This is a genomic window from Paraburkholderia sp. D15, assembly GCF_029910215.1.
In the GTDB taxonomy this organism is placed as follows: Bacteria; Pseudomonadota; Gammaproteobacteria; order Burkholderiales; family Burkholderiaceae; genus Paraburkholderia.
On the sequence record NZ_CP110395.1, the window covers coordinates 2801842 to 2820835 of the forward strand.

Here is an 18994-nt window from a genome sequence, read left to right on the forward strand (position 1 = left end):
GCTTGCCGCCGGTCCGTTTTTCGCGCGATCCGCGGCGAGTGGCGCAATCCGTGCCCGACCGTCCGGACTCAGGTAAAATAGCGCGATTCGCATCAGGTTTTCGCTTGCATCAGGTCCACGGCAATATGTCCGGGCCCATGTGCGCGGCAGGTCTGGCGCCTCGTTCTTATTCAATTCGTCTCCGTCGGCGGAATGCGCACCGGTTTTGTGCCGGGCAGCGTTCCGTGCTGTTTTCGCGCCTCAGTGGCGCCCTGTCAGCGCAGGTTTAGCGCTTATTTCCGGTCAGCAGCCGTGCTGCCCCGGCACAAGGATCCAGTCTCATGCATCCCATGCTCAATATCGCTGTGAAGGCCGCGCGCCGTGCAGCCCAGATCATCAACCGCGCGTCGCTCGACCTCGATCTGATCCAGGTCAGCAAGAAACAGCACAACGATTTCGTCACGGAGGTCGACAAAGCGTCTGAAGCGGCGATCATCGACACGCTCAAGACCGCCTACCCCGATCACGCGATCCTCGCCGAGGAATCCGGCAAGTCGGACAACGAGTCCGAATACCAGTGGATCATCGATCCGCTCGACGGCACCACCAACTTCATTCACGGTTTTCCGTACTACTGCGTGTCGATCGCGCTCGCGCACAAGGGCATCGTCACGCAGGCCGTGGTCTACGATCCGACCCGCAACGACCTGTTCACCGCCTCGCGCGGCCGCGGCGCGTACCTGAACGACCGCCGCATTCGCGTCGCCAAGCGTGACCGTCTGGCCGACGGCCTGATCGGCACCGGCTTCCCGTTCCGCGAAACGGACGGCCTCGCCGCGTACGGCCGCCAGTTCGCCGAAATGACCGAAGCTTGCGCGGGCCTGCGCCGTCCGGGCGCCGCCGCGCTCGATCTGGCCAATGTCGCCGCCGGCCGCATGGACGGCTTCTTCGAGCAGGGTCTGAATCCGTGGGATGTCGCCGCGGGCAGCCTGCTGATCACGGAAGCCGGCGGCCTCGTCGGCAACTACACGGGCGATTCGGACTTCCTGCATATCGGGGAAATCGTCGCGGGCAATCCGAAGATCTATGCGCAGATGGTGCCGATCCTGTCGCGCTATAGCCGCACGCGTCAGCAGGCCGACTCGGCGAACTAAGCGGATTCGAGTGGCGGCGTCGGGCGGACAGATGCCGCGACGCACGCTGCCCTATCCCACCCTACGCCGCGCCGCCTCGGCGCGAGCAACTTGACGAACGCGCGATCACGCGTCGACATTCCCCCAAAAAAGCGGCTCCGGCCGCTTTTTCGTTTGCCGCGCCTGCATTGGGCAGGCGTTCGTGCTACAAAGCGGGAGGCCGCGCCGGCATGCTCGACAGCCGGTCGCGTTTTTTGCGCAGGTCGCGCGGCATCCGCGCGCAGGCCATGTCGACTATCGCGCCAGTCAGCATCATCGAATCGCGCCGATATCGAGCGTCGCCAGCCGCGCCCCGCCGTGCGTCCGTATCGCGCACCGCTTCCGATCCGCTTCATGAAAAAAGGCTTCTACACAATTATCGCGGCGCAGTTCATTTCGTCGCTCGCGGACAATGCCCTGCTGATCGCCGCCATCGCGCTGCTCTCGGTGATCCGCTCGGCCGCCTGGGTCACGCCGCTGCTGCAGATTTTCTTCACCGTTTCATACGTGTTGCTCGCGCCGTTCGTCGGCGCGTTCGCCGATGCCATGCAGAAGCGGCACGTGATGTTCATCTCCAACGCGCTGAAGGCAAGCGGCTGCCTGATGATGATCGCGGGCGTTCATCCGATGATTGCCTACGGCGTGGTCGGCTTCGGTGCGGCGGCGTATTCGCCGGCCAAGTACGGGATTCTCACCGAGCTGCTGCCCGCGGAAAAACTCGTGAAGGCGAACGCGTGGCTCGAATCGGCGACCGTGCTGTCGACGATCGTCGGCACGATGGTGGGCGGCGCGCTGATCAGCACCTTCGCGGACAGGTTCGTCGCGCACGCGCATCTGCCGTTGATCCGCTCGTCGGCCGATCTCGCGATGTTCGCGACCATGGTGACCTACGCGATCGCCGCCGCGATCAACATCTTCATTCCGGACACCGGCGCGCGTTATCCGAACCGGCTGGTCGAGCCGAAGAAACTGGTCGGCGATTTCTATCATTGCTTCAACGTGCTGTGGGCCGACAAGCTCGCGCAGATCGCGCTGTGGGTCACCACGCTGATGTGGGGCGGCGCGGTGACGCTGCAACTGCTGGTGCTCAAATGGGCGAACGTGAACCTGGGGCTGTCGCTATCGAAGGCGGCGGTCATGCAAGGCGTCACGGGGCTCGGCATCGCGGTCGGCGCCGCGGGCGCGGCCGCGCTGATTCCGTTGCGTAAATCGCTGCGCGTATTGCCGATCGGCATTCTTACCGGCGCGGTGGCGATCGCGATGGCGTTCTACAACAAGGATCTGTTTCCGGCGGGCGCGGGACTGCGGTTTGGTACGTACGTGCTGCCGTTTTATATTCTGCTGGCGTATCCGTTGATGATTCTGCTCGGCGCGCTGTCGGGCTTTTTCATCGTGCCGATGAACGCGATTCTTCAGCATCGCGGCGCGACCCTGCTGTCGGCCGGGCATTCGATCGCCGTGCAGAACTTCAATCAGAATCTGGCGGTGTTGCTGATGCTCGGGGCGTATGCATTGCTGTTGACGGCGAAGTTGCCCGCGCAGTGGATCATCGTCGTGTTCGGCACATTCATCACGTTCATGATGTGGCTCGCGAAACGGCGCAGCGCGGTGAACGAGCGGAAGGTGGATATGCGGGCGATGGTGGAGTGAGTGAAGCGGTGGGAGTCTCACCCACCGACTCATCGCGTCGCCAGATCAATTTTCAAACTTGACACGATCCCAGCCGGACGTGGGTAAAGGATCGGTCAACCAGCTGAGCGTGCCCGACGCGTAACCGGTCGTCTCCAGCAGCGTGTACGCATCGACCCATCCGCCATCGTGTTTTTCCTGCCAATCCTCTCCCCAGCTGTTGTGAATCAGCAGTGCTTCCCGACAACCTTTTCCTGACGACGAGCACATCTCCCGGTATCCCGCGATGACCACCGAATGTCCGGACTTACAGGCATTCGGCTTCCCGTCGACGCAGATGCCATCCACCTGGACCGGCCTTCCGGTGGCGAGTACCCCCCGGATTTTCTCGATGGTGGGTCCATAGCTGGACAAGCGCTGCGATGGTTGGACCTCGTCTTGCCGTACCCGCTTATACGCCGCGCCGCCCGTTGCCGACGGAAATACGTGGACAACGGGCTTGGGCACAATTTCCACGACCTCATCGCAGCCGTACAACAACGTCGAATACAGGAATTTTTCGAACGTGTCTTGAGCCACGGCCGCTTTCAAGTCGTTAGCCGCTACTTTCTTATCGAAATCTCGCTGGAGTTCATCTGCAAGACAGTCAATGCACGCAGATTGCGGATCGCGATGCGCGTCCTTGTAGCTACTCTTGAGCTTTTCAAATTTGTCATCCAGAACACGGGTGTCGTTTGAATTTTCGGCTACGACCTTTTCGTACGGATAGCAGATGTTACTGTAGGTCATACCGATGAATACCGCGCCGTTGATGAGATTCAACGCTCCCGATCCAGCGAGGACCACACCCTCATATCCTTCGAAATCGTTAATCTTCTTTTTAGCATCGCTCAGTTTCGAATAGGTCGCCATTCCAATTGGCGCTATTTTTCTCTCTTGTGAAAGATGCTGACAATCCCAATTGTCGACCTCGCAGAGATATTGCTGCACGATAGCCGCGGCGCTATAGCCATGACAGATCGGCAAGCCGCCTTGCGATTCGACGGGCGGCATGTTTTTGACCAGAAGCGTGGTGCCGTCCTTGACAGAATAGTCCGAGAGCGGCAACGCTTTAAATATATCGTCAAGCGCGACGCCTCCCGAATCGATTGGTCGACAAGAGGGAATGGCTTGATAGTTAAAGCGTGCAGTGCCTTTCAATAAATCCGCCACGTCCTGCCCTACAGGGCGCACTTTGGATGACGGCGACTTTACTTCACTCATTGAATACTGTGCCGGCGACGGAATGCTCGTCACCAATCCGCTCAGAAGCATGAATCCACGAAATAACGTCAGGACGAATACAGGCATCCTGACGCGCGTTGCCTTACCCACCCCACCGGCGCATTCCGAGATATGCATCTTTACCCCCACGGTCTTTTATAGTCACTGCATGTTTTTATAGGCGAATCTTGACGCTGGCGTTCCGCTCGCCGCCGCAACGTCGATCGGCACAATCCAGACGAACAGCGTTTTCAAGCCATCGCGTCAATCCACCGGCGGAATCGCGCCTTCCGACAACGTCTTGAGGAGCCTCGTGCGACGCCGTTCGAGATCCTTGATCTGACGATCGATGGCTTCGAGGCGTTCGCGCTGCACGTCGTTGATCTGGTCGCACGAACGCGCGCCCTCGATCAGTAGCATGCAGTCAGGAAAGCCGCGGATGTCTTCTATGGTGAAACCGGTCGCGATCATGCGCTGGATCTGCCTGACCTGCGTCACCGCTTTGTCGGGAAACACGCGATAGCCGTTGCTCGCGCGCGCCGACGCCAGCAAACCATGTTCGTCATAGTGCCGGATCGATCGCACGCTGGCGCCGGTGCGTCGCGCAAGTTCACCGATACTCAGCATTTCGTCGTCAGATGGCGGTTTTTTCATGAAAAGCAGGCTAGCACAAATCGCTTGACTCTCACATTAGTGTAAGGGTTGAGACTGTGCGTACCCCCTACTTTTCAGGACTCGCCATGTACGCCAGAGTGCTCCATTTTCTGCTTGCCGCCGCTGTGTCGGCAGCGTCCCTGTTTGCCACGGCATCCCATGCCGCTGCCTCCCCCACCCGCTACACGGTTACGTCGAAGGATGGCGTAAAGCTTGCCGTTCAGGAAAGCGGCAACCCCGACGGCACGCCGGTGATTTTCATCCACGGTTTGCTCGGTAGCCGTCTCAATTGGGACGCCCAGGTGCAAAGCCCCGAACTGCGCCAGCACCGGATCATCACCTACGATCTGCGCGGTCACGGTCTGTCGGATAAACCATCCGGCGCCGAACCGTATCGCGATGGCCGCCACTGGGCCGACGATCTCGACGCCGTCATACAAGGCTCGCATGCGAAGAAACCTGTCGTCATCGGCTGGTCGCTGGGTGGCGTGGTGATATCCAACTATCTCGCCACGTATGGCGATCGCGACATCGCCGGCGCCGTGTATGTCGATGGCGTGGTGGAACTCGCGCCCGGTCAGATCGTCGACCATCCGGAGGTTTATCGCGACATGAATTCGCCCGATTTGAAGACTCACCTCGACGGCGAACGCACGTTCATCGGTCTGTGCTTCAACCATCGGCCGGATGCCGAAACGTTCGACCGGCTGCTCGCGAACGGCGCGATGGCGTCGTGGGATATGCAGCGTGAAATCCCGACCATGACGGTATTCGCGGCCGAAGGACTGGGCAAGGCGCGCGTGCCGCTGCTGTTCATCTACGGCGGCCACGACGCGCTGGTCGATACGCCCACGACGCTCGCCCGCGCCACCGCGCTGAATCCGCGCATCGAGAGCAAGGTGTATCCCAACGCAGGGCACGCGTCGTTCATGGAGGAACCCGATCGCTTCAATCGGGATCTGGCCAGGTTCGTCACGTCGGTGTCCGGGAAATAATGCGTCGTTCCAACAGGAGATGAGCATGGCACCCGACGTCGAGCAAACCGCGACACATGAATTCTTTCCCGGCTTCGCGAAGCTCGACGTCGAAACCGACGACGTCTCCTTTCGCGGTGTCATCGGCGGAACGGGATCGCCGCTTCTGCTGCTGCATGGCTATCCGCAAACGCATGTCGCGTGGCGATCGATCGCTCCGGCGCTCGCGAAGTCCTATACCGTCATCGTGCCCGACCTGCCGGGATACGGCGACAGCCGGACCCGCAACGATCAGACGCGATGGACCAAACGTCGTGTGGCCAATGCACTCGTCGCGTTGATGAATCGGCTCGGTCATCAACGGTTTGCCGTCATTGGACATGATCGCGGCGCTCGCGCCGGATACCGCCTCGCGCTCGATCATCCTTCCCGCGTCGGCAAATATGCGTCGCTGACCGTCGTGCCGACGCTCGATGCTTTCGCCGCCGTCGACAGGACTTTCGCGTTTAACGCGTGGCACTGGTTTTTTCTCGCGCAGCCTGCGGACCTTCCGGAACGAATGCTGGCCACCGATCCCGATGCGTTCATCGATGCGGCGCTCGCGAAGATGGCCGGCGGACTCGAACGTATCGACCCCGCGGCGCTCGACGCCTATCGAATCGCGTTTCGCCGCCCTGAAGTGCGTCACGCGATCTGCGAGGATTATCGCGCTGCGATGCGTGAGGATCTCGAATGCGATGCGAGCGACTTCGACGCGGGCCGGAAACTGGCTTGTCCGGTACTCGTGCTCTGGAGTGAGAGGGAGCAGAAGGACAGGAATGTGTCGCCACTCGATGCATGGGCCCGATGGGCCACCGATGTTACGGGTGGCGGTTTGCCGGGCGGTCATCTGCTGCCGGAGGATGCGCCTCGCGAAGTGCTGTCCGCACTCGATGTTTTTTTGAAGGATGGAGGGTGATATTGCTGGCGACGATGCCGGGACGCGTATGAGGACATCATGCGTCCCTACGTCGATCGGGCTCAGAACGTGCCGAAGTTCGCGCCTCGGCTTGCGTCGCCTCATTCGCGTATGGGAATCGGCATCGGTCAGGCTGTTCTCAGGATGGCTACCGCACCGGGTTTCAAAGCCGTGCTTGGCAAATTCCTCTCGCCGAAAGCCGATGCTATCGACCTGCCCGACTACGGCAATGCGGCCGCTTGAGGCGATGCAGCGCAGGGCGTGGCGCTCGATGACTTCAGACGCACCCTCACTGCTCGCTCCCGTTTGGCTTCGATCGTGGAGCCGACATTTGATCTAGAAAAACCGAACGATCCGCAGTCCCCACCCACTCACTCGGCCACACAGTGAACATCGAATTTCACGAGCTTCGTGCGACCGAACGTGTTGCTGATCGCCACATCCGCGGCATCGCGGCCGCGTGCCATCAACACACGTCCCGTACGCGGCTTGTTGTTGCGCGGATCGAAGGTTTGCCACGAGCCACCCACATAGGCTTCAAACCAGGCGGCAAAGTCCATCGGACTCCACGGCGGCGGCACGCCGACATCGCTGATATATCCCGTGCAATAGCGCGCCGGAATATTCATCGCGCGGCACAGCGTCACGGCCAGGTGCGCGAAATCACGGCACACGCCCTTGCGTTCCTGCCATGCCTGAAAAGCGGTTTTGGTCGGCCGGGCGAATTCATACCCAAACGTAATGTGATGATGCACGTAGTCGCAAATGGCCTGCACGCGAGAACGCCCCGGATGCGTCGTCGAAAAAAGCTTCCAAGCAATGTCGGACAGTAGATCGGTCTCGCAGTAACGGCTGCCGAGCAGGAACATCAGACATTCGTCGGGGAGCGTTTCAATGGCGTGCTGATAGCCGGCCGCTTCGAGCGTCTCAGGCTGATCGGAGATGTTGAGCAGCGCGGTGGTGGAGAGCGAGATCAGTCCAGGCGGCGCGACGATACGGCTGCATAGATTTCCGAAACTATCGCGATACTGCCTGACCGCAACCGGCGGATCGACCACCAGCAGATCCGCGGACAAGACGTCCTGAGCGCGGGAAAAATGCGTGTTCAGCATCAGCATCATGGGCGTTGTCTGCGCGCACTCATAGATCAGTTCATAGCCCACTCGAAGTTTCATCTAACCACCCTTGCACTGAAAATTCATGACGTGGCGGCCGATCAAACGTCTTCCGTCACGCTCACGTCGACATCGAGACCGTTGAAAGAACACATTGAACCGTGCCATGTGCCCCAAAGCGGCAGCACCTGTTCGTAATTCCAGGCAACCGCCACACGGATCAGATGCCGATTGCCGACGATGCTGTTGGTCGGATCGAAATCCACCCACCCCGCCCCCGGAAGATAGATCTGCAGCCATGCATGGGTCGCGCCGCCTCCCAACGCGGTGTCGTAGTCGGGTACGAAGATATAGCCGCTGACAAAGCGCGCCGCGAGACCCAGCGAACGGACCGCATCCATCATCAGGACCGCGAAATCGCGGCAACTGCCGCAGCGCCGGCGTAACGTTTCGCCGGGGCGATTGACGCCCTTCTCGGTACGCCGCATGTACATGAAGCCGTTCTTGATCTCGAGCGTCATGCTGCGCAATAGCGCCATCGTGCCCGTCGTACCGGAGGGGTCGATAAAACGCCGTGCCCATCGATCGACATCGGCATCCGGGTGATGGCGGCTTCGCGCATTCACCAGATCTGAAGCTTCCTCGCCTGTGTACGCGAAGGGCCACGTCGACGCATAGGTTTCCAGCGAATAATCGGGTAACGGCGCCTCGTAGTGTTCCAGTGTCACCACGCTGCGAAAACGAAGCTCTGACGCTTCGACCGAAAACGTGGCAACCGCAACCGAATTGTCGAAGACGTCGTGCAACCAATGAAGTCTTTCGGGTGTGGGCGTAATCTGCAATTGCGTTGTGAGAAGCCGCAGATCGTGACTCGCGCGCGGGCGGAACATCATCCGGTGCTCGCCGAAACGCACGGGCTCCGAGTATCGATAGACGCTCTGATGACGCACGGTTAACCGTTGCGGCACATTCATGCCGTTTCGCCGCAGACAAACTTGCTCACGATTCCGCCCACAAAGTAAAGCGCACTGCGCACCGCTCAAACGCGAACGATCACTTCTTCTTCGTCGAACCGCTCGACCCCGAGTTGTTCGAAGTGGGCACCTTGATTGCATCCGGGCCAGGGGTGGGTGGCTTTTTAGGTTGTTTAGGTTTTTTTGCCTCGCGATTGCTACGCTGCTCGCCTTTTGCCATGTCGATCCCCATGTGAGCAGCCACGGGTTGGGCTGCTTCTTGACCCATTGTGAGCGCATTCCTCACGAGCGTGGCATTTATTTGCCGCAAGCACGCGATAGTCGACCCGCCGATTGTTCTTGCTTTGTTGCGCCATGCGGCGCAGTGTCGGATAAGTGACATGAACGCGTGTCCGCGCCCTTATCGATTCTGCCGTCCGGGAATGAACAGGCGCCGGATTTCATACGTTCGCGGCATGGCGACCTCGATGTGGTGCCGCGCACTGCACACGCGCGCTTGTTGAGCCCAAGGCACTTGCCTTGAAGTTGCACTCTCTTTTTGCAGGCATCCAGATGCTGAAACGCTCCCGACCAGATTCGAACGTGTCGACCACACAGCAAAACCATCTCGCGACCCAGAAGTCTCGTACCGAAAGCTTGCGACAGGAAGAAGCCGACCGCGCGCAGAAGCGGCTGGACGGCGATGCGCTCATCGACGTCAATGCCGCAAAGTGGCGCTACGTTTCCACGAGGGATTAGATGGCCAAGAACGCTGTCGGGCTCAGCTTTCCCAACCCCAGCCGCACGTACGACGCATCGCGGCGTTGTGTCTGTTTCTGGGGCTACGACAACGCGCGCGAGATCGCGTTTCTCGTCGACGGGCAGATGCTGATGAAGCTCAACCCCGGCACGCGCGGCGAAGAGACCGAATTGCTGGCCGCGTTCGATCGCAGTCGCGATCAGATCCGGGAAATGGCTAGAACGTTGTACAAGGGCGGTCAGCAGATTCGGTATGTGATGTCCTGAACCGCCCGGCCGGGCAGCGTCGCGCACCGTTACTCCAAACATTGTGTCGAAAGTTCAGACTTTCCCGCAAGCCGAAGCCCATCGGCGGGAAATGACCCCGCCCCGCCACACCCACCTCCTCCCCATCGTCCATTAGCCGTTCGGCCAGGGTCCGCTCGCCCCGTCGGCGGGTTAAACTCACGCCCTGAACAGCTAACGCAAAAGATTCCAAGGATGGGTATTCAAACCGCAGCGGCCAGCGACGTCGCACAACACACGCCCATGATGCAGCAATACCTTCGCATCAAGGCGGATCATCCGGGCACGCTGGTGTTCTACCGGATGGGCGACTTCTACGAACTCTTTTTCGACGATGCGGAAAAAGCCGCTCGTCTGCTCGATCTGACGCTTACGCAGCGCGGCGCGTCGGCGGGCAATCCGATCAAGATGGCGGGCGTGCCGCATCACGCGGTCGAGCAGTATCTGGCCAAGCTGGTCAAGCTCGGCGAATCCGTCGCGATCTGCGAACAGATCGGCGATCCGGCAACGTCGAAAGGACCGGTCGAACGCAAGGTGGTGCGGGTCGTCACGCCGGGCACGCTGACCGACGCCGCGCTGCTGTCCGACAAAAGCGACGTCTACCTGATGGCGCTATGCGTCGCGCACAATCGCCGCGGCGTCGCGACCAGCGTCGGTCTCGCGTGGCTGAATCTGGCGAGCGGCGCGCTGCGCCTCGCGGAAGTCGCGCCCGACCAGGTCGCCGCCGCGCTCGAACGCATCCGCCCCGCCGAAATTCTCGTTGCCGATTCCCCCGCCGACGCCGCCACGAGCTGGGCGCCACCCGTCAATGCCGGCGCGCTCACGCGCGTGCCGGTGTGGCACTTCGACATCGCGTCGGGCACGCAGCGTCTGTGCGACCAACTGGAAGTGGCGGGCCTCGACGGCTTCGGCGCGCATTCGCTGACCTGCGCGTGCGGCGCGGCCGGCGCGCTGCTGCTCTACGCCGCCGCCACGCAAGGCCAGCAGCTGCGCCACGTGCGTAGCCTGAAGGTCGAATACGAATCCGAATATATCGGCCTCGACCCCGCCACGCGCCGCAATCTCGAACTCACCGAAACGCTGCGCGGCACCGAGTCGCCCACGTTGTGCTCGCTGCTCGACACCTGCTGCACGACCATGGGCAGCCGGCTGTTGCGTCACTGGCTGCATCACCCGCCGCGCGAATCGAAATTCGCCCAGGCGCGTCAGCAGGCGATCGGCACGTTGCTCGAAGCACCCCATGGCGCGAACGTCGATACGTTGCGCGGCGCATTGCGGCAGATTTCCGACATCGAACGGATCACCGGCCGGCTCGCGCTGCTGTCGGCGCGGCCGCGCGATCTGTCGAGCCTGCGCGACACCTTCATCGCCTTGCCCGAATTGCGCACCCAGCTCGCGCAGATTTCCGCCGATGCCGAGTCGCTCGCCCGCATCGATGCGTCGCTCGAACCGCCGCAAGCCTGCGTCGAACTGCTCCAGCGTGCGGTCGCCCCGGAACCGGCGGCGATGGTGCGCGACGGCGGCGTGATCGCACGCGGATACGATGCCGAACTCGACGAATTGCGCGATATTTCGGAGAACTGCGGGCAGTTCCTGATCGACCTCGAAACGCGCGAACGTGCGCGCACCGGCATCGGCAATCTGCGCGTCGAGTACAACAAGGTGCACGGCTTCTATATCGAAGTCACGCGCGGCCAGACCGACAAGGTGCCGGACGATTACCGCCGCCGTCAGACGCTGAAGAACGCCGAGCGCTACATCACGCCCGAGCTCAAAACCTTCGAGGACAAGGCACTGTCCGCGCAGGAACGCGCACTGGCGCGCGAGCGCTCGCTGTACGACGCGTTGCTCCAGGCGCTGCTGCCGTTCATTCCCGATTGCCAGCGCGTCGCGTCGGCGCTGGCCGAACTCGATCTGCTCGCGGCCTTCGCGGAACGCGCCCGCGCGCTCGACTGGGTCGCGCCCACGTTCTCCGCCGAGACCGGCATCGAAATCGAGCAAGGGCGCCATCCGGTCGTCGAGGCGCAGGTCGAGCAGTTCATCGCGAACGACTGCACGCTCACGCCCGAGCGCAAACTGCTGCTGATCACCGGCCCGAACATGGGTGGTAAATCGACCTTCATGCGGCAAACCGCGCTGATCGCGCTGCTCGCCTACGTCGGCAGCTACGTGCCGGCGAAGCGTGCGGCGTTCGGCCCGATCGACCGCATCTTCACGCGGATCGGCGCGGCGGACGACCTCGCGGGCGGCCGCTCGACCTTCATGGTGGAAATGACCGAGGCCGCCGCGATCCTCAACGACGCGACGCCGCAAAGCCTCGTGTTGATGGACGAAATCGGCCGCGGCACGTCGACTTTCGACGGTCTTGCGCTCGCGTGGGCGATCGCGCGTCATCTGCTGTCGCACAACGGCTGCCACACGCTGTTCGCCACGCACTACTTCGAACTCACGCAGTTGCCGGCGGAGTTTCCGCATGCGGCCAACGTGCATCTGTCGGCGGTCGAGCATGGGCACGGCATCGTGTTCCTGCATGCCGTCAGCGAAGGGCCGGCGAATCAGAGTTACGGGTTGCAGGTCGCCCAGCTGGCCGGCGTGCCGAACGCGGTGATTCGCGCGGCGCGCAAGCATCTCGCGCATCTCGAACAGCAGTCGGCCGCGCAACCCGCGCCGCAACTCGATCTGTTCGCGGCGCCCGCGCCGATGCAGCTCGAAGACGCGGACGACGACCGCTACGCCGAGCCGCAACCCGCCGCCTTGCCGCCCGCGATGCAGGCGCTCGCCGAGCGTCTGCGCGGTATCGATCCGAACGATCTGCGCCCGCGTGAAGCGCTCGATCTGCTGTACGAGCTGCACGAGCTGGCAAACGCGCCGGATGCGGATCATTGACTCGCATAGACCCTCGCGGCGTCCGCGCGCACGTCGCGCGGCGCTGACGCTCGCGCTCCTGCCGCGTCTCGGCAGACTGCTGCATTTGCCGCGCCTCGCTCGTTTGGCGATGCGCGGCCTCGTCCCGCTCGCGAGTCTCCTGCCGCTCGCGCAACCCGCGCACGCCCAGGCGCCGCGTTACGCGTTCGCGGTAATCGCCAACACCCTGCAAAACACCGCCGACGAAGCCGCGACCCAACGCCTGATCGACGCGATCAGCCGCGAACGCGACGTCGCCTTCATCGTCTACGACGGCAATCTGAAGGGCGCGAAAGAAGCCTGCCGCGATGCGCTCTACGAGCGGCGTCACACCTTGCTCGAAACGGCCCGGCCAGCGCTGTTCTTCATTCCCGGACAACACGACTGGGCCGATTGCGGCACGGCGCAAGCCGGCGCGTTCGATCCGATCGAACGCCTCGACCTGCTACGTCAGACGCTGTTCGCCGATCCGGTTTCGATGGGTCAGAACCCGATCACGCTGACGCGCGAAAGCGAAGTGTCGCGCTTTCGTCCTTATCGCGAGAACGTGCGTTGGCAGGTAGGCGATACGGTGTTCATCGGCATGAACGCGCCGAGCCCGAACAATCACTATCTGACCGCCGGCGGGCGCAATGGCGAATTCGAAGACCGCGTGATCGCCAATGCCTTCTGGCTCGAACATGCGGGCGAATATGCGAAACGTCGCGATGCGCGCGCGATCGTCGTCTTTATTCAAGGCGACTTCGATCCGGAGCGTTACGAACGGCCGGACCGCTTTGCGTGGCTGCGCTTTGCACGCAGCACGCGACGCGATGGTTTTCTGGAATTCAAACGCAGCCTCGTCAAACTCGCGCAGACGTTTCGCGGGCCGGTGCTCGTCATTCATTGCGACGACGAACGCGCGAGCGGCGGCTTCCTGATCGATCAGCCGTTACGCAATGACAAAGGGGCGCTGGTCGCGAATCTCACGCGCATCGCAATCGCGCCGCGTGACCGTCTGAACCAGTGGATTCGAATCGAAGCGGATCTCGGCAGAAAACCGCCGTTCCGTGTGAGTGTGCGTGATGTGCCGAGGCAGATTCCATTGCCCACCACGCCGCCGATATTGCAGCACGAGGAGCCGGCGGCGTCGATGCCCGCGGTGCCCGCGCTCGGTCCGGCTTCGGAGTTGCCGCCGCTGCTGCCGTCGCCCGGCGATGCGGCTTCGTCACCCGATCAACAGCCGCGACTGCCGGCGGACCAGGGTGGCGGCGACTATGGCCCCGCCATGTCGACGCCGCCTGCTTCCGCTACGCTGCCACGCGGCGCCTCGGGTTCAACGATGAACACGAACTAGAACCCGGGCCGGATGCAGACGGTGCAGACGGTGCAGACGGCGGCTGATCCAGCGGTGGGCCCGCAGGCGCCCCGGGTACGTCAGGCGCCCCGGGTGCCTCAGGCAATTCAGTGCAGCGTAGGCCCTGACTTGTCGTCTTCGTCCTCGTCTTCATCGTCGTCGAGAACTTCGAGGCCGTCCGCGCCGTGCGCGTGTTCGTGCTGGATTTCGTCTTCGGTAGCGGGACGCACGTCCCTCACGGTCAGCGCGAAACGCAGCGCCATGCCCGCGAGCGGATGATTGCCGTCGAGCACGACTTTGTCTTCCGCGACGTCGGTCACCACGTAGACCAGCGAATCGAGATCTTCGTCGCCTTCTTCCGGCGTGCCTTCGAATTGCATGCCGACTTCAAGCGGTTCAGGGAAGCGATCGCGCGGCTCGATCTTCACGAGGTCGGGATCGTACTCGCCGAACGCGTCTTGCGGTTCGAGCTGGATCTGGGTCTCGAAGCCGGCCTCGTGGCCGTCGAGCTCTTCCTCGATCTTGGGGAACGTGCCATCATAGCCGCCGTGCAGATAGACCATCGGCTCGTCGCTTTCCTCGATCAGGTTGCCCTGCGCATCCGACAGCTTGTAAGCGACCGACACGACGGTGTTCTTTGCGATTTTCATTCGATTCTCCAGAATACAACTCACATTATACGATGCCCAGGCGGCCCACTGACCACCCTGCCGATGCAGCTTCGGCACGGAATTCTTCGCCGGTCGCAAGGCCGGTTCTTCCGCCTTCGCCGGACACGCCCACAGCCTTGCTCGGCAATCTGACGCCGTCGCAATTCATGCGCCGGTACTGGCAAAAAAAGCCGCTGCTGATCCGTCAGGCGATCCCGAATGTCGAGGCGCCGCTGTCGCGCGACGAGTTTTTCGAGCTCGCCGATCGTGACGAAGTCGAAGCGCGTCTGATCACGCATTCGCGCAACAAGTGGCAACTCGAACACGGTCCCTTCGCCGCCGACGAACTGCCGTCGCTCAAGCAACGCGCATGGACTCTGCTCGTGCAGGGCGTCGATCTGTACGACGATCGCGCGCGCGCATTGCTCGACCGCTTCCGTTTCGTCCCGGACGCGCGACTCGACGACCTGATGATCTCCTACGCAAGTGACGGAGGCGGTGTCGGCCCCCACTTCGATTCCTACGATGTGTTTCTTTTGCAAGTAAAAGGTAAGCGCCGCTGGCGCATCAGTGCTCAGAAAGATCTGACACTGCAAGAAGGTTTGCCTTTGAAAGTTTTACAGAACTTCGAGCCGGAACAGGAGTGGGTGCTGGAGCCGGGCGACATGCTTTACCTGCCGCCGCACATCGCCCACGACGGGGTGGCCGAAGGCGAATGCATGACCTGCTCGATCGGCTTTCGCGCGCCCTCGGCAAGCGAGCTGACCGCGCAATTCCTCTACCATCTGGCCGAGCGCGGCGAGTCGGCGGGACAGCCCGGCGCGCTGTACCGCGATCCGCGACAGCCTGCCGTCGAGCGTCCGGCGGAGCTGCCGGCGGCGCTGGTCGAGCGGGTTGGCGCAATCCTTGCTCAGATCAAATGGAATGAGCAGGATATTGCGTCGTTCCTTGGCACGTACCTCAGCGAACCGAAGCCGAGCGTCGTCTTTGATCCGCCGCAACGGCCGCTCAACGAAGCCCGTTTCATCAGTCACGCATCGAAGTCAGGCATCAGGCTTAACCGCAAGACCAACCTGTTGTACAACCGCCGTTTTTTCTTCGTAAATGGAGAGGAAACGTTATTCGATGGCGCAAAAAAGTGGTTAATTGATCTCGCTGACCACCGGTGTATGAGTGCGAAACGCTTTGTAACACTCTCACACGATTCGTCGGTGACAGCATTGCTGCACGAGTGGTATTGTGCGGGCTGGATAGAAGTGGGCGAGCTTGCGTAAGCCTTTACGCAACTCTGTCCACCTGCTATACCGTACTTTGAAATTTTGTATGAGAAAGACAACGTATTGACCCCGGATTTATGGATTGTCAGTACGAAAGTGCATATAATTTCCGCCCAAGCCGTAGGGAAGATTCCAGCTCGTCGAAAGAGCGTCTCCACCAGCGGCCCAGGTCGGTGTTGGAGCACATTACCGGTTTTATTTTGCGCTGTTGCTTACCTTTAAACCATAAAAGGACGTGATCATGAAGAAATCCCTCCTCGTAGCATCCCTGTTGGCAGCTGTGGCACTGGCTGCATGCAACAAGAGCAACGACCAAGCCGCTGCCCCGGCTAGCGACGCAGCTGCTGCTTCGGCACCGGCTGCTGCAGCTTCGGATTCGGCTGCTGCTGCTTCGGGCGCTGCTGCTGCTGCGAGCGACGCTGCTGCATCGGCTACGGCTGCTGCATCGGACGCAGGCGCTGCTGCTTCGGACGCATCGGCTTCGGCTGCTGCTCCGGCTTCGGGCGCAAGCCAGTAAGCTGTCGCTTAGGGTTCGCCTCTGGGCGAAAACTGCACCGGGAGATCTTCTTGATTTCCCGGGCAGTAAAACAAAACGCCACGGATTCACATCCGTGGCGTTTTGTCGTTAACGGGGTGTTTTCCGTTAAGAGGTTGCCTGCTTTAGTCGGTAGTCTTTTTAGAGCCGCTATGCATTCGTCATTCAGGCGCCGTCTTTCACGACGGCGCCCATGCAAATCATCGACGCTTGAAGCGCATCATTCCGCCTGCGTCGCGCTCTCTTCGAAGAACTCGCGTACCACCTCGATCTCGCGTGTGCGCTTGAAAGGCGGCAGGCTCTGCCAGATACGGCGCCCATACGGTTTATCGACGAGACGGGTATCGCAGATCATCAGCACGCCACGATCGGTCTCCGCGCGAATCAGGCGCCCCGCGCCCTGCTTCAACGTGATGACGGCCTGCGGCAACTGATGCACCGCGAACGGACTGAGGCCCTTCTTCGTCAGCGCATCGAGACGTGCGGACAATACCGGGTCATCCGGCGGCGCGAACGGCAGCTTGTCGATCACCACCAGCGACAACGCATCGCCGCGCACATCGACGCCTTCCCAGAAACTCTGACTGCCCACCAGAATCGCATTGCCGTACGAGCGGAAACGGTCGAGCAATTCCGTGCGGCTCGCATCGCCCTGCACGAGCAGCGGATAGTCCCAGCCGCGCGCTTCGATCGTGTCGCGCAACTTCGCCGAGATCCGGTCGACCGCGCGCAGCGTCGTGCACAGCATGAACACGCCGCCGCCCGACGCTTCGATCGCGGGTAGCGCGGCGTCGAACACCGCGTCGGTGAACATCGGCGAGGACGGCTGCGGCAGATTGCGCGGCACGTACAGCAAGCCCTGCGTCGGGTAGTCGAACGGGCTCGGCAAGGTCATCGAGCGTTTGGCGTTCAGACCCATTTGCGCGGCGTAGTGCGTGAAGTCGCCGCGCACCGACAAGGTCGCCGACGTGAAGATCCACGCACGCGGCACGCCGGCGCGCTGCTTCGCGAAAATCGGCGCGACCGACAGCGGCGTTTCGTGCAACTGCACGGTGTGCGAGAAAACTTCGATCCAGCGCACCTTTTCGTTCGGATCGGCGCGTTCGCTCTTGCCATCGGCCGAGGCATGCTGCGTGCGATCGGCGGCCTCGCGTTCAGCCTCCGTGGGCGGCGTGGTCCAACCCGCGAGCACGCCTTGCAACTCGCGCGCGCGGCGCAGACACGCGCCGATCGACTCCGCGCGCTCCGCCTGGCCTGCAAGCGCGGATGCCAACGCATCGAGTTCGGTTTCGAGCGTTTCGAGCGCCGGAAACAGCGGATGGTCGTCGGGCAACTGGCCGATCGACAGACGCACCGAGTCTTCCTTGAACGCGAGCCGCACGTCGCGCGCCGCACGTTCGAGCGTCGAGCCGAGCTTCACCCAGTCGACGGTTTCGCGCGCATGCCCCAGTCCTTCCGCGACCGAGTCGCGCGCGAGTTCGAGAAACTGCGTGGTCGACAACGTCTCGCCGAAGAACAACGTGGCGGTCTCCGGCAACTGATGCGCTTCGTCGAAGATCACCGTATTCGCCGTGGGCAGCAATTCGGCCATGCCGGTATCGCGCAGCATGATGTCGGCGAAAAACAGATGGTGGTTCACCACCACGATATCGGCCTGCTGCGCCTCGCGGCGCGCCTGCATGACGAAGCAGTCCTTGTAGTGCGGACACTCCTGGCCAAGACAGTTTTCGCGCGTGGACGTCACCATCGACCACACCGCCGCCGTTTCCGGCACGCTCGCGAGTTCGGCCTTGTCGCCGGTGCGCGTGATCTTCGCGAAGCGCACGATGTCCTGCAGATACGAGGTTTCCTGGCGCGACGGCAAGCGGCCGTTGTCGGCCGTGCGTTGCAGATAGTAGTGACACAGGTAATTCGCGCGGCCCTTGAGCATGGCCACCGACACCGGCACCGCGAGCGCGTCGCGCACGGTCGGAATATCGCGCTGAAAGAGCTGGTCCTGCAGGTGCTTGGTACCCGTGGAGACGATCACCTTGCCGCCCCACAGCATGGCCGGCACGAGGTACGCATAGGTCTTGCCGGTGCCGGTGCCCGCTTCGACGATCAGCGTGTTCTCGGCGCCGTCGAGCGCGGCCGCTTCGTCGTTCTCCGCCGCGGCCGGCGCCTCGCCGCCCGCCTGCGCGCCGAGCTTGCGCGCCGGCCGCTTCTGCGCCTCGAACATCGCGGGCTCGGGCATCGCGCGGCCCGACGCTTCCATCGCGGCGGCGACCGCGCGCGACATCTCGATCTGCGACGCGCGCGAGCGATAACCGTCGATCTGACGCGCGAGCAAACCGTCGTCGGCGAAAATCTCGTTGAGTTCGGCGACGCGGCGCGGATTCAGCGACGCGCTCAACGCAGACGTGGACCCAGACGCACTCGCGCGCGGCGCCGGCATGCCGTTTCCTGATGCAGCGTCGCTAGCGGCGTCGCGGGATGAAGTGTCAAGCGGTGAATTCAAGGCAAGCGTTCCTGCAAAATCCGGCTCGCGCGGCGCGCGCCCGGCGCCTGCCAG

Annotated in this window: 18 protein-coding genes; 11 read left to right on the forward strand and 7 right to left on the reverse strand. The window is 62.2% G+C overall.

Going from position 1 to position 18994, the window contains the following annotated elements:
- Window positions 1-320: 320 nt before the first annotated feature.
- Window positions 321-1133 carry an inositol monophosphatase family protein gene (locus LFL96_RS12010; RefSeq protein WP_280995461.1) on the forward strand — a complete coding sequence of 271 codons (813 nt, stop codon included), beginning with the start codon at window positions 321-323 and terminating at the stop codon, window positions 1131-1133.
- Window positions 1134-1505: 372 nt separating this feature from the next.
- Window positions 1506-2801 (forward strand): lysophospholipid transporter LplT, encoded by a 1296-nt coding sequence (lplT, locus tag LFL96_RS12015; RefSeq protein WP_280995462.1) that lies wholly within the window; start codon window positions 1506-1508, stop codon window positions 2799-2801.
- Window positions 2802-2846: 45 nt separating this feature from the next.
- Here lplT and LFL96_RS12020 read toward each other — a convergent pair whose 3' ends face one another.
- Both LFL96_RS12020 and LFL96_RS12025 read right to left on the reverse strand, forming a co-directional pair.
- A complete protein-coding gene (locus tag LFL96_RS12020) occupies window positions 2847-4130 on the reverse strand; it encodes a hypothetical protein (protein ID WP_280995463.1) in 1284 nt (427 codons plus the stop codon).
- 177 nt (window positions 4131-4307) lie between these two features.
- Window positions 4308-4697, reverse strand: a complete 390-nt coding sequence (locus tag LFL96_RS12025) for a MerR family transcriptional regulator (protein ID WP_280995464.1) — start codon at window positions 4695-4697, stop codon at window positions 4308-4310.
- 86 nt (window positions 4698-4783) lie between these two features.
- On the opposite strand from LFL96_RS12025, the gene LFL96_RS12030 reads away from it, so the two are divergent.
- The 3 genes from LFL96_RS12030 to LFL96_RS12040 are packed head-to-tail and all read left to right on the forward strand — an operon-like array spanning window position 4784 to window position 6872.
- Window positions 4784-5692, forward strand: a complete 909-nt coding sequence (locus LFL96_RS12030; RefSeq protein WP_280995465.1) for an alpha/beta hydrolase — start codon at window positions 4784-4786, stop codon at window positions 5690-5692.
- Between the two features lie 25 nt (window positions 5693-5717).
- A complete protein-coding gene (locus LFL96_RS12035) occupies window positions 5718-6629 on the forward strand; it encodes an alpha/beta hydrolase (RefSeq protein WP_280995466.1) in 912 nt (303 codons plus the stop codon).
- Window positions 6630-6668: 39 nt separating this feature from the next.
- Entirely contained in the window at window positions 6669-6872 is a 204-nt protein-coding gene (locus LFL96_RS12040; RefSeq protein WP_280995467.1) for a hypothetical protein, read from the forward strand.
- A 128-nt stretch (window positions 6873-7000) separates the two neighbouring features.
- Here the strand turns inward: LFL96_RS12040 and LFL96_RS12045 are convergent, their stop codons facing one another.
- The 3 genes from LFL96_RS12045 to LFL96_RS12055 form a co-directional block, all read right to left on the reverse strand.
- Entirely contained in the window at window positions 7001-7804 is an 804-nt protein-coding gene (locus LFL96_RS12045; RefSeq protein WP_280995468.1) for a transglutaminase family protein, read from the reverse strand.
- Between the two features lie 41 nt (window positions 7805-7845).
- The gene (locus tag LFL96_RS12050) at window positions 7846-8718 is read right to left on the reverse strand and encodes a transglutaminase family protein (protein WP_280995469.1); all 873 of its coding nucleotides are present in this window, start codon (window positions 8716-8718) and stop codon (window positions 7846-7848) included.
- Between the two features lie 79 nt (window positions 8719-8797).
- Window positions 8798-8986 carry a hypothetical protein gene (locus LFL96_RS12055; RefSeq protein ID WP_280995470.1) on the reverse strand — a complete coding sequence of 63 codons (189 nt, stop codon included), beginning with the start codon at window positions 8984-8986 and terminating at the stop codon, window positions 8798-8800.
- Between the two features lie 251 nt (window positions 8987-9237).
- Here LFL96_RS12055 and LFL96_RS12060 point away from each other — a divergent pair, with 251 nt between their 5' ends.
- The 4 genes from LFL96_RS12060 (at window position 9238) to LFL96_RS12075 (ending at window position 13981) form a co-directional block, all read left to right on the forward strand.
- Window positions 9238-9456, forward strand: coding sequence for a hypothetical protein (locus tag LFL96_RS12060; protein ID WP_280995471.1), 219 nt, complete (start codon window positions 9238-9240; stop codon window positions 9454-9456).
- Entirely contained in the window at window positions 9457-9723 is a 267-nt protein-coding gene (locus tag LFL96_RS12065; protein WP_280995472.1) for a DUF1488 domain-containing protein, read from the forward strand.
- Window positions 9724-9936: 213 nt separating this feature from the next.
- Entirely contained in the window at window positions 9937-12627 is a 2691-nt protein-coding gene (mutS, locus tag LFL96_RS12070) for a DNA mismatch repair protein MutS (RefSeq protein WP_280995473.1), read from the forward strand.
- Entirely contained in the window at window positions 12614-13981 is a 1368-nt protein-coding gene (locus tag LFL96_RS12075; protein ID WP_280995474.1) for a hypothetical protein, read from the forward strand. The genes mutS and LFL96_RS12075 overlap by 14 nt, the downstream gene beginning before the upstream one ends.
- 107 nt (window positions 13982-14088) lie before the next feature.
- On the opposite strand, the gene LFL96_RS12080 is transcribed toward LFL96_RS12075, so the two are convergent.
- A complete protein-coding gene (locus LFL96_RS12080; RefSeq protein ID WP_280995475.1) occupies window positions 14089-14631 on the reverse strand; it encodes a peptidylprolyl isomerase in 543 nt (180 codons plus the stop codon).
- Window positions 14632-14663: 32 nt separating this feature from the next.
- Between LFL96_RS12080 and LFL96_RS12085 the strand changes: the two genes are divergently transcribed.
- Window positions 14664-15905 (forward strand): cupin domain-containing protein, encoded by a 1242-nt coding sequence (locus tag LFL96_RS12085; RefSeq protein ID WP_281000718.1) that lies wholly within the window; start codon window positions 14664-14666, stop codon window positions 15903-15905.
- A gap of 244 nt (window positions 15906-16149) precedes the next feature.
- Window positions 16150-16425 (forward strand): hypothetical protein, encoded by a 276-nt coding sequence (locus LFL96_RS12090; protein ID WP_280995476.1) that lies wholly within the window; start codon window positions 16150-16152, stop codon window positions 16423-16425.
- Window positions 16426-16663: 238 nt separating this feature from the next.
- On the opposite strand, the gene LFL96_RS12095 is transcribed toward LFL96_RS12090, so the two are convergent.
- Complete coding sequence (locus LFL96_RS12095; RefSeq protein ID WP_280995477.1) at window positions 16664-18940, reverse strand: ATP-dependent DNA helicase; 2277 nt, start codon at window positions 18938-18940, stop codon at window positions 16664-16666.
- Window positions 18941-18994 lie beyond the last annotated feature (54 nt).

Bases quoted from the DNA above. Each gene is read 5' to 3' on its own strand.
- LFL96_RS12010 (WP_280995461.1), top strand. From the start codon at position 321: ATGCATCCCATGCTCAATATCGCTGTGAAGGCCGCGCGCCGTGCAGCC.
- lplT (WP_280995462.1), top strand. From the start codon at position 1,506: ATGAAAAAAGGCTTCTACACAATTATCGCGGCGCAGTTCATTTCGTCG.
- LFL96_RS12020 (WP_280995463.1), bottom strand. From the start codon at position 4,130: ATGCCTGTATTCGTCCTGACGTTATTTCGTGGATTCATGCTTCTGAGC.
- LFL96_RS12025 (WP_280995464.1), bottom strand. From the start codon at position 4,697: ATGAAAAAACCGCCATCTGACGACGAAATGCTGAGTATCGGTGAACTT.
- LFL96_RS12030 (WP_280995465.1), top strand. From the start codon at position 4,784: ATGTACGCCAGAGTGCTCCATTTTCTGCTTGCCGCCGCTGTGTCGGCA.
- LFL96_RS12035 (WP_280995466.1), top strand. From the start codon at position 5,718: ATGGCACCCGACGTCGAGCAAACCGCGACACATGAATTCTTTCCCGGC.
- LFL96_RS12040 (WP_280995467.1), top strand. From the start codon at position 6,669: ATGCGTCCCTACGTCGATCGGGCTCAGAACGTGCCGAAGTTCGCGCCT.
- LFL96_RS12045 (WP_280995468.1), bottom strand. From the start codon at position 7,804: ATGAAACTTCGAGTGGGCTATGAACTGATCTATGAGTGCGCGCAGACA.
- LFL96_RS12050 (WP_280995469.1), bottom strand. From the start codon at position 8,718: ATGAATGTGCCGCAACGGTTAACCGTGCGTCATCAGAGCGTCTATCGA.
- LFL96_RS12055 (WP_280995470.1), bottom strand. From the start codon at position 8,986: ATGGGTCAAGAAGCAGCCCAACCCGTGGCTGCTCACATGGGGATCGAC.
- LFL96_RS12065 (WP_280995472.1), top strand. From the start codon at position 9,457: ATGGCCAAGAACGCTGTCGGGCTCAGCTTTCCCAACCCCAGCCGCACG.
- mutS (WP_280995473.1), top strand. From the start codon at position 9,937: ATGGGTATTCAAACCGCAGCGGCCAGCGACGTCGCACAACACACGCCC.
- LFL96_RS12075 (WP_280995474.1), top strand. From the start codon at position 12,614: ATGCGGATCATTGACTCGCATAGACCCTCGCGGCGTCCGCGCGCACGT.
- LFL96_RS12080 (WP_280995475.1), bottom strand. From the start codon at position 14,631: ATGAAAATCGCAAAGAACACCGTCGTGTCGGTCGCTTACAAGCTGTCG.
- LFL96_RS12085 (WP_281000718.1), top strand. From the start codon at position 14,664: ATGCCCAGGCGGCCCACTGACCACCCTGCCGATGCAGCTTCGGCACGG.
- LFL96_RS12090 (WP_280995476.1), top strand. From the start codon at position 16,150: ATGAAGAAATCCCTCCTCGTAGCATCCCTGTTGGCAGCTGTGGCACTG.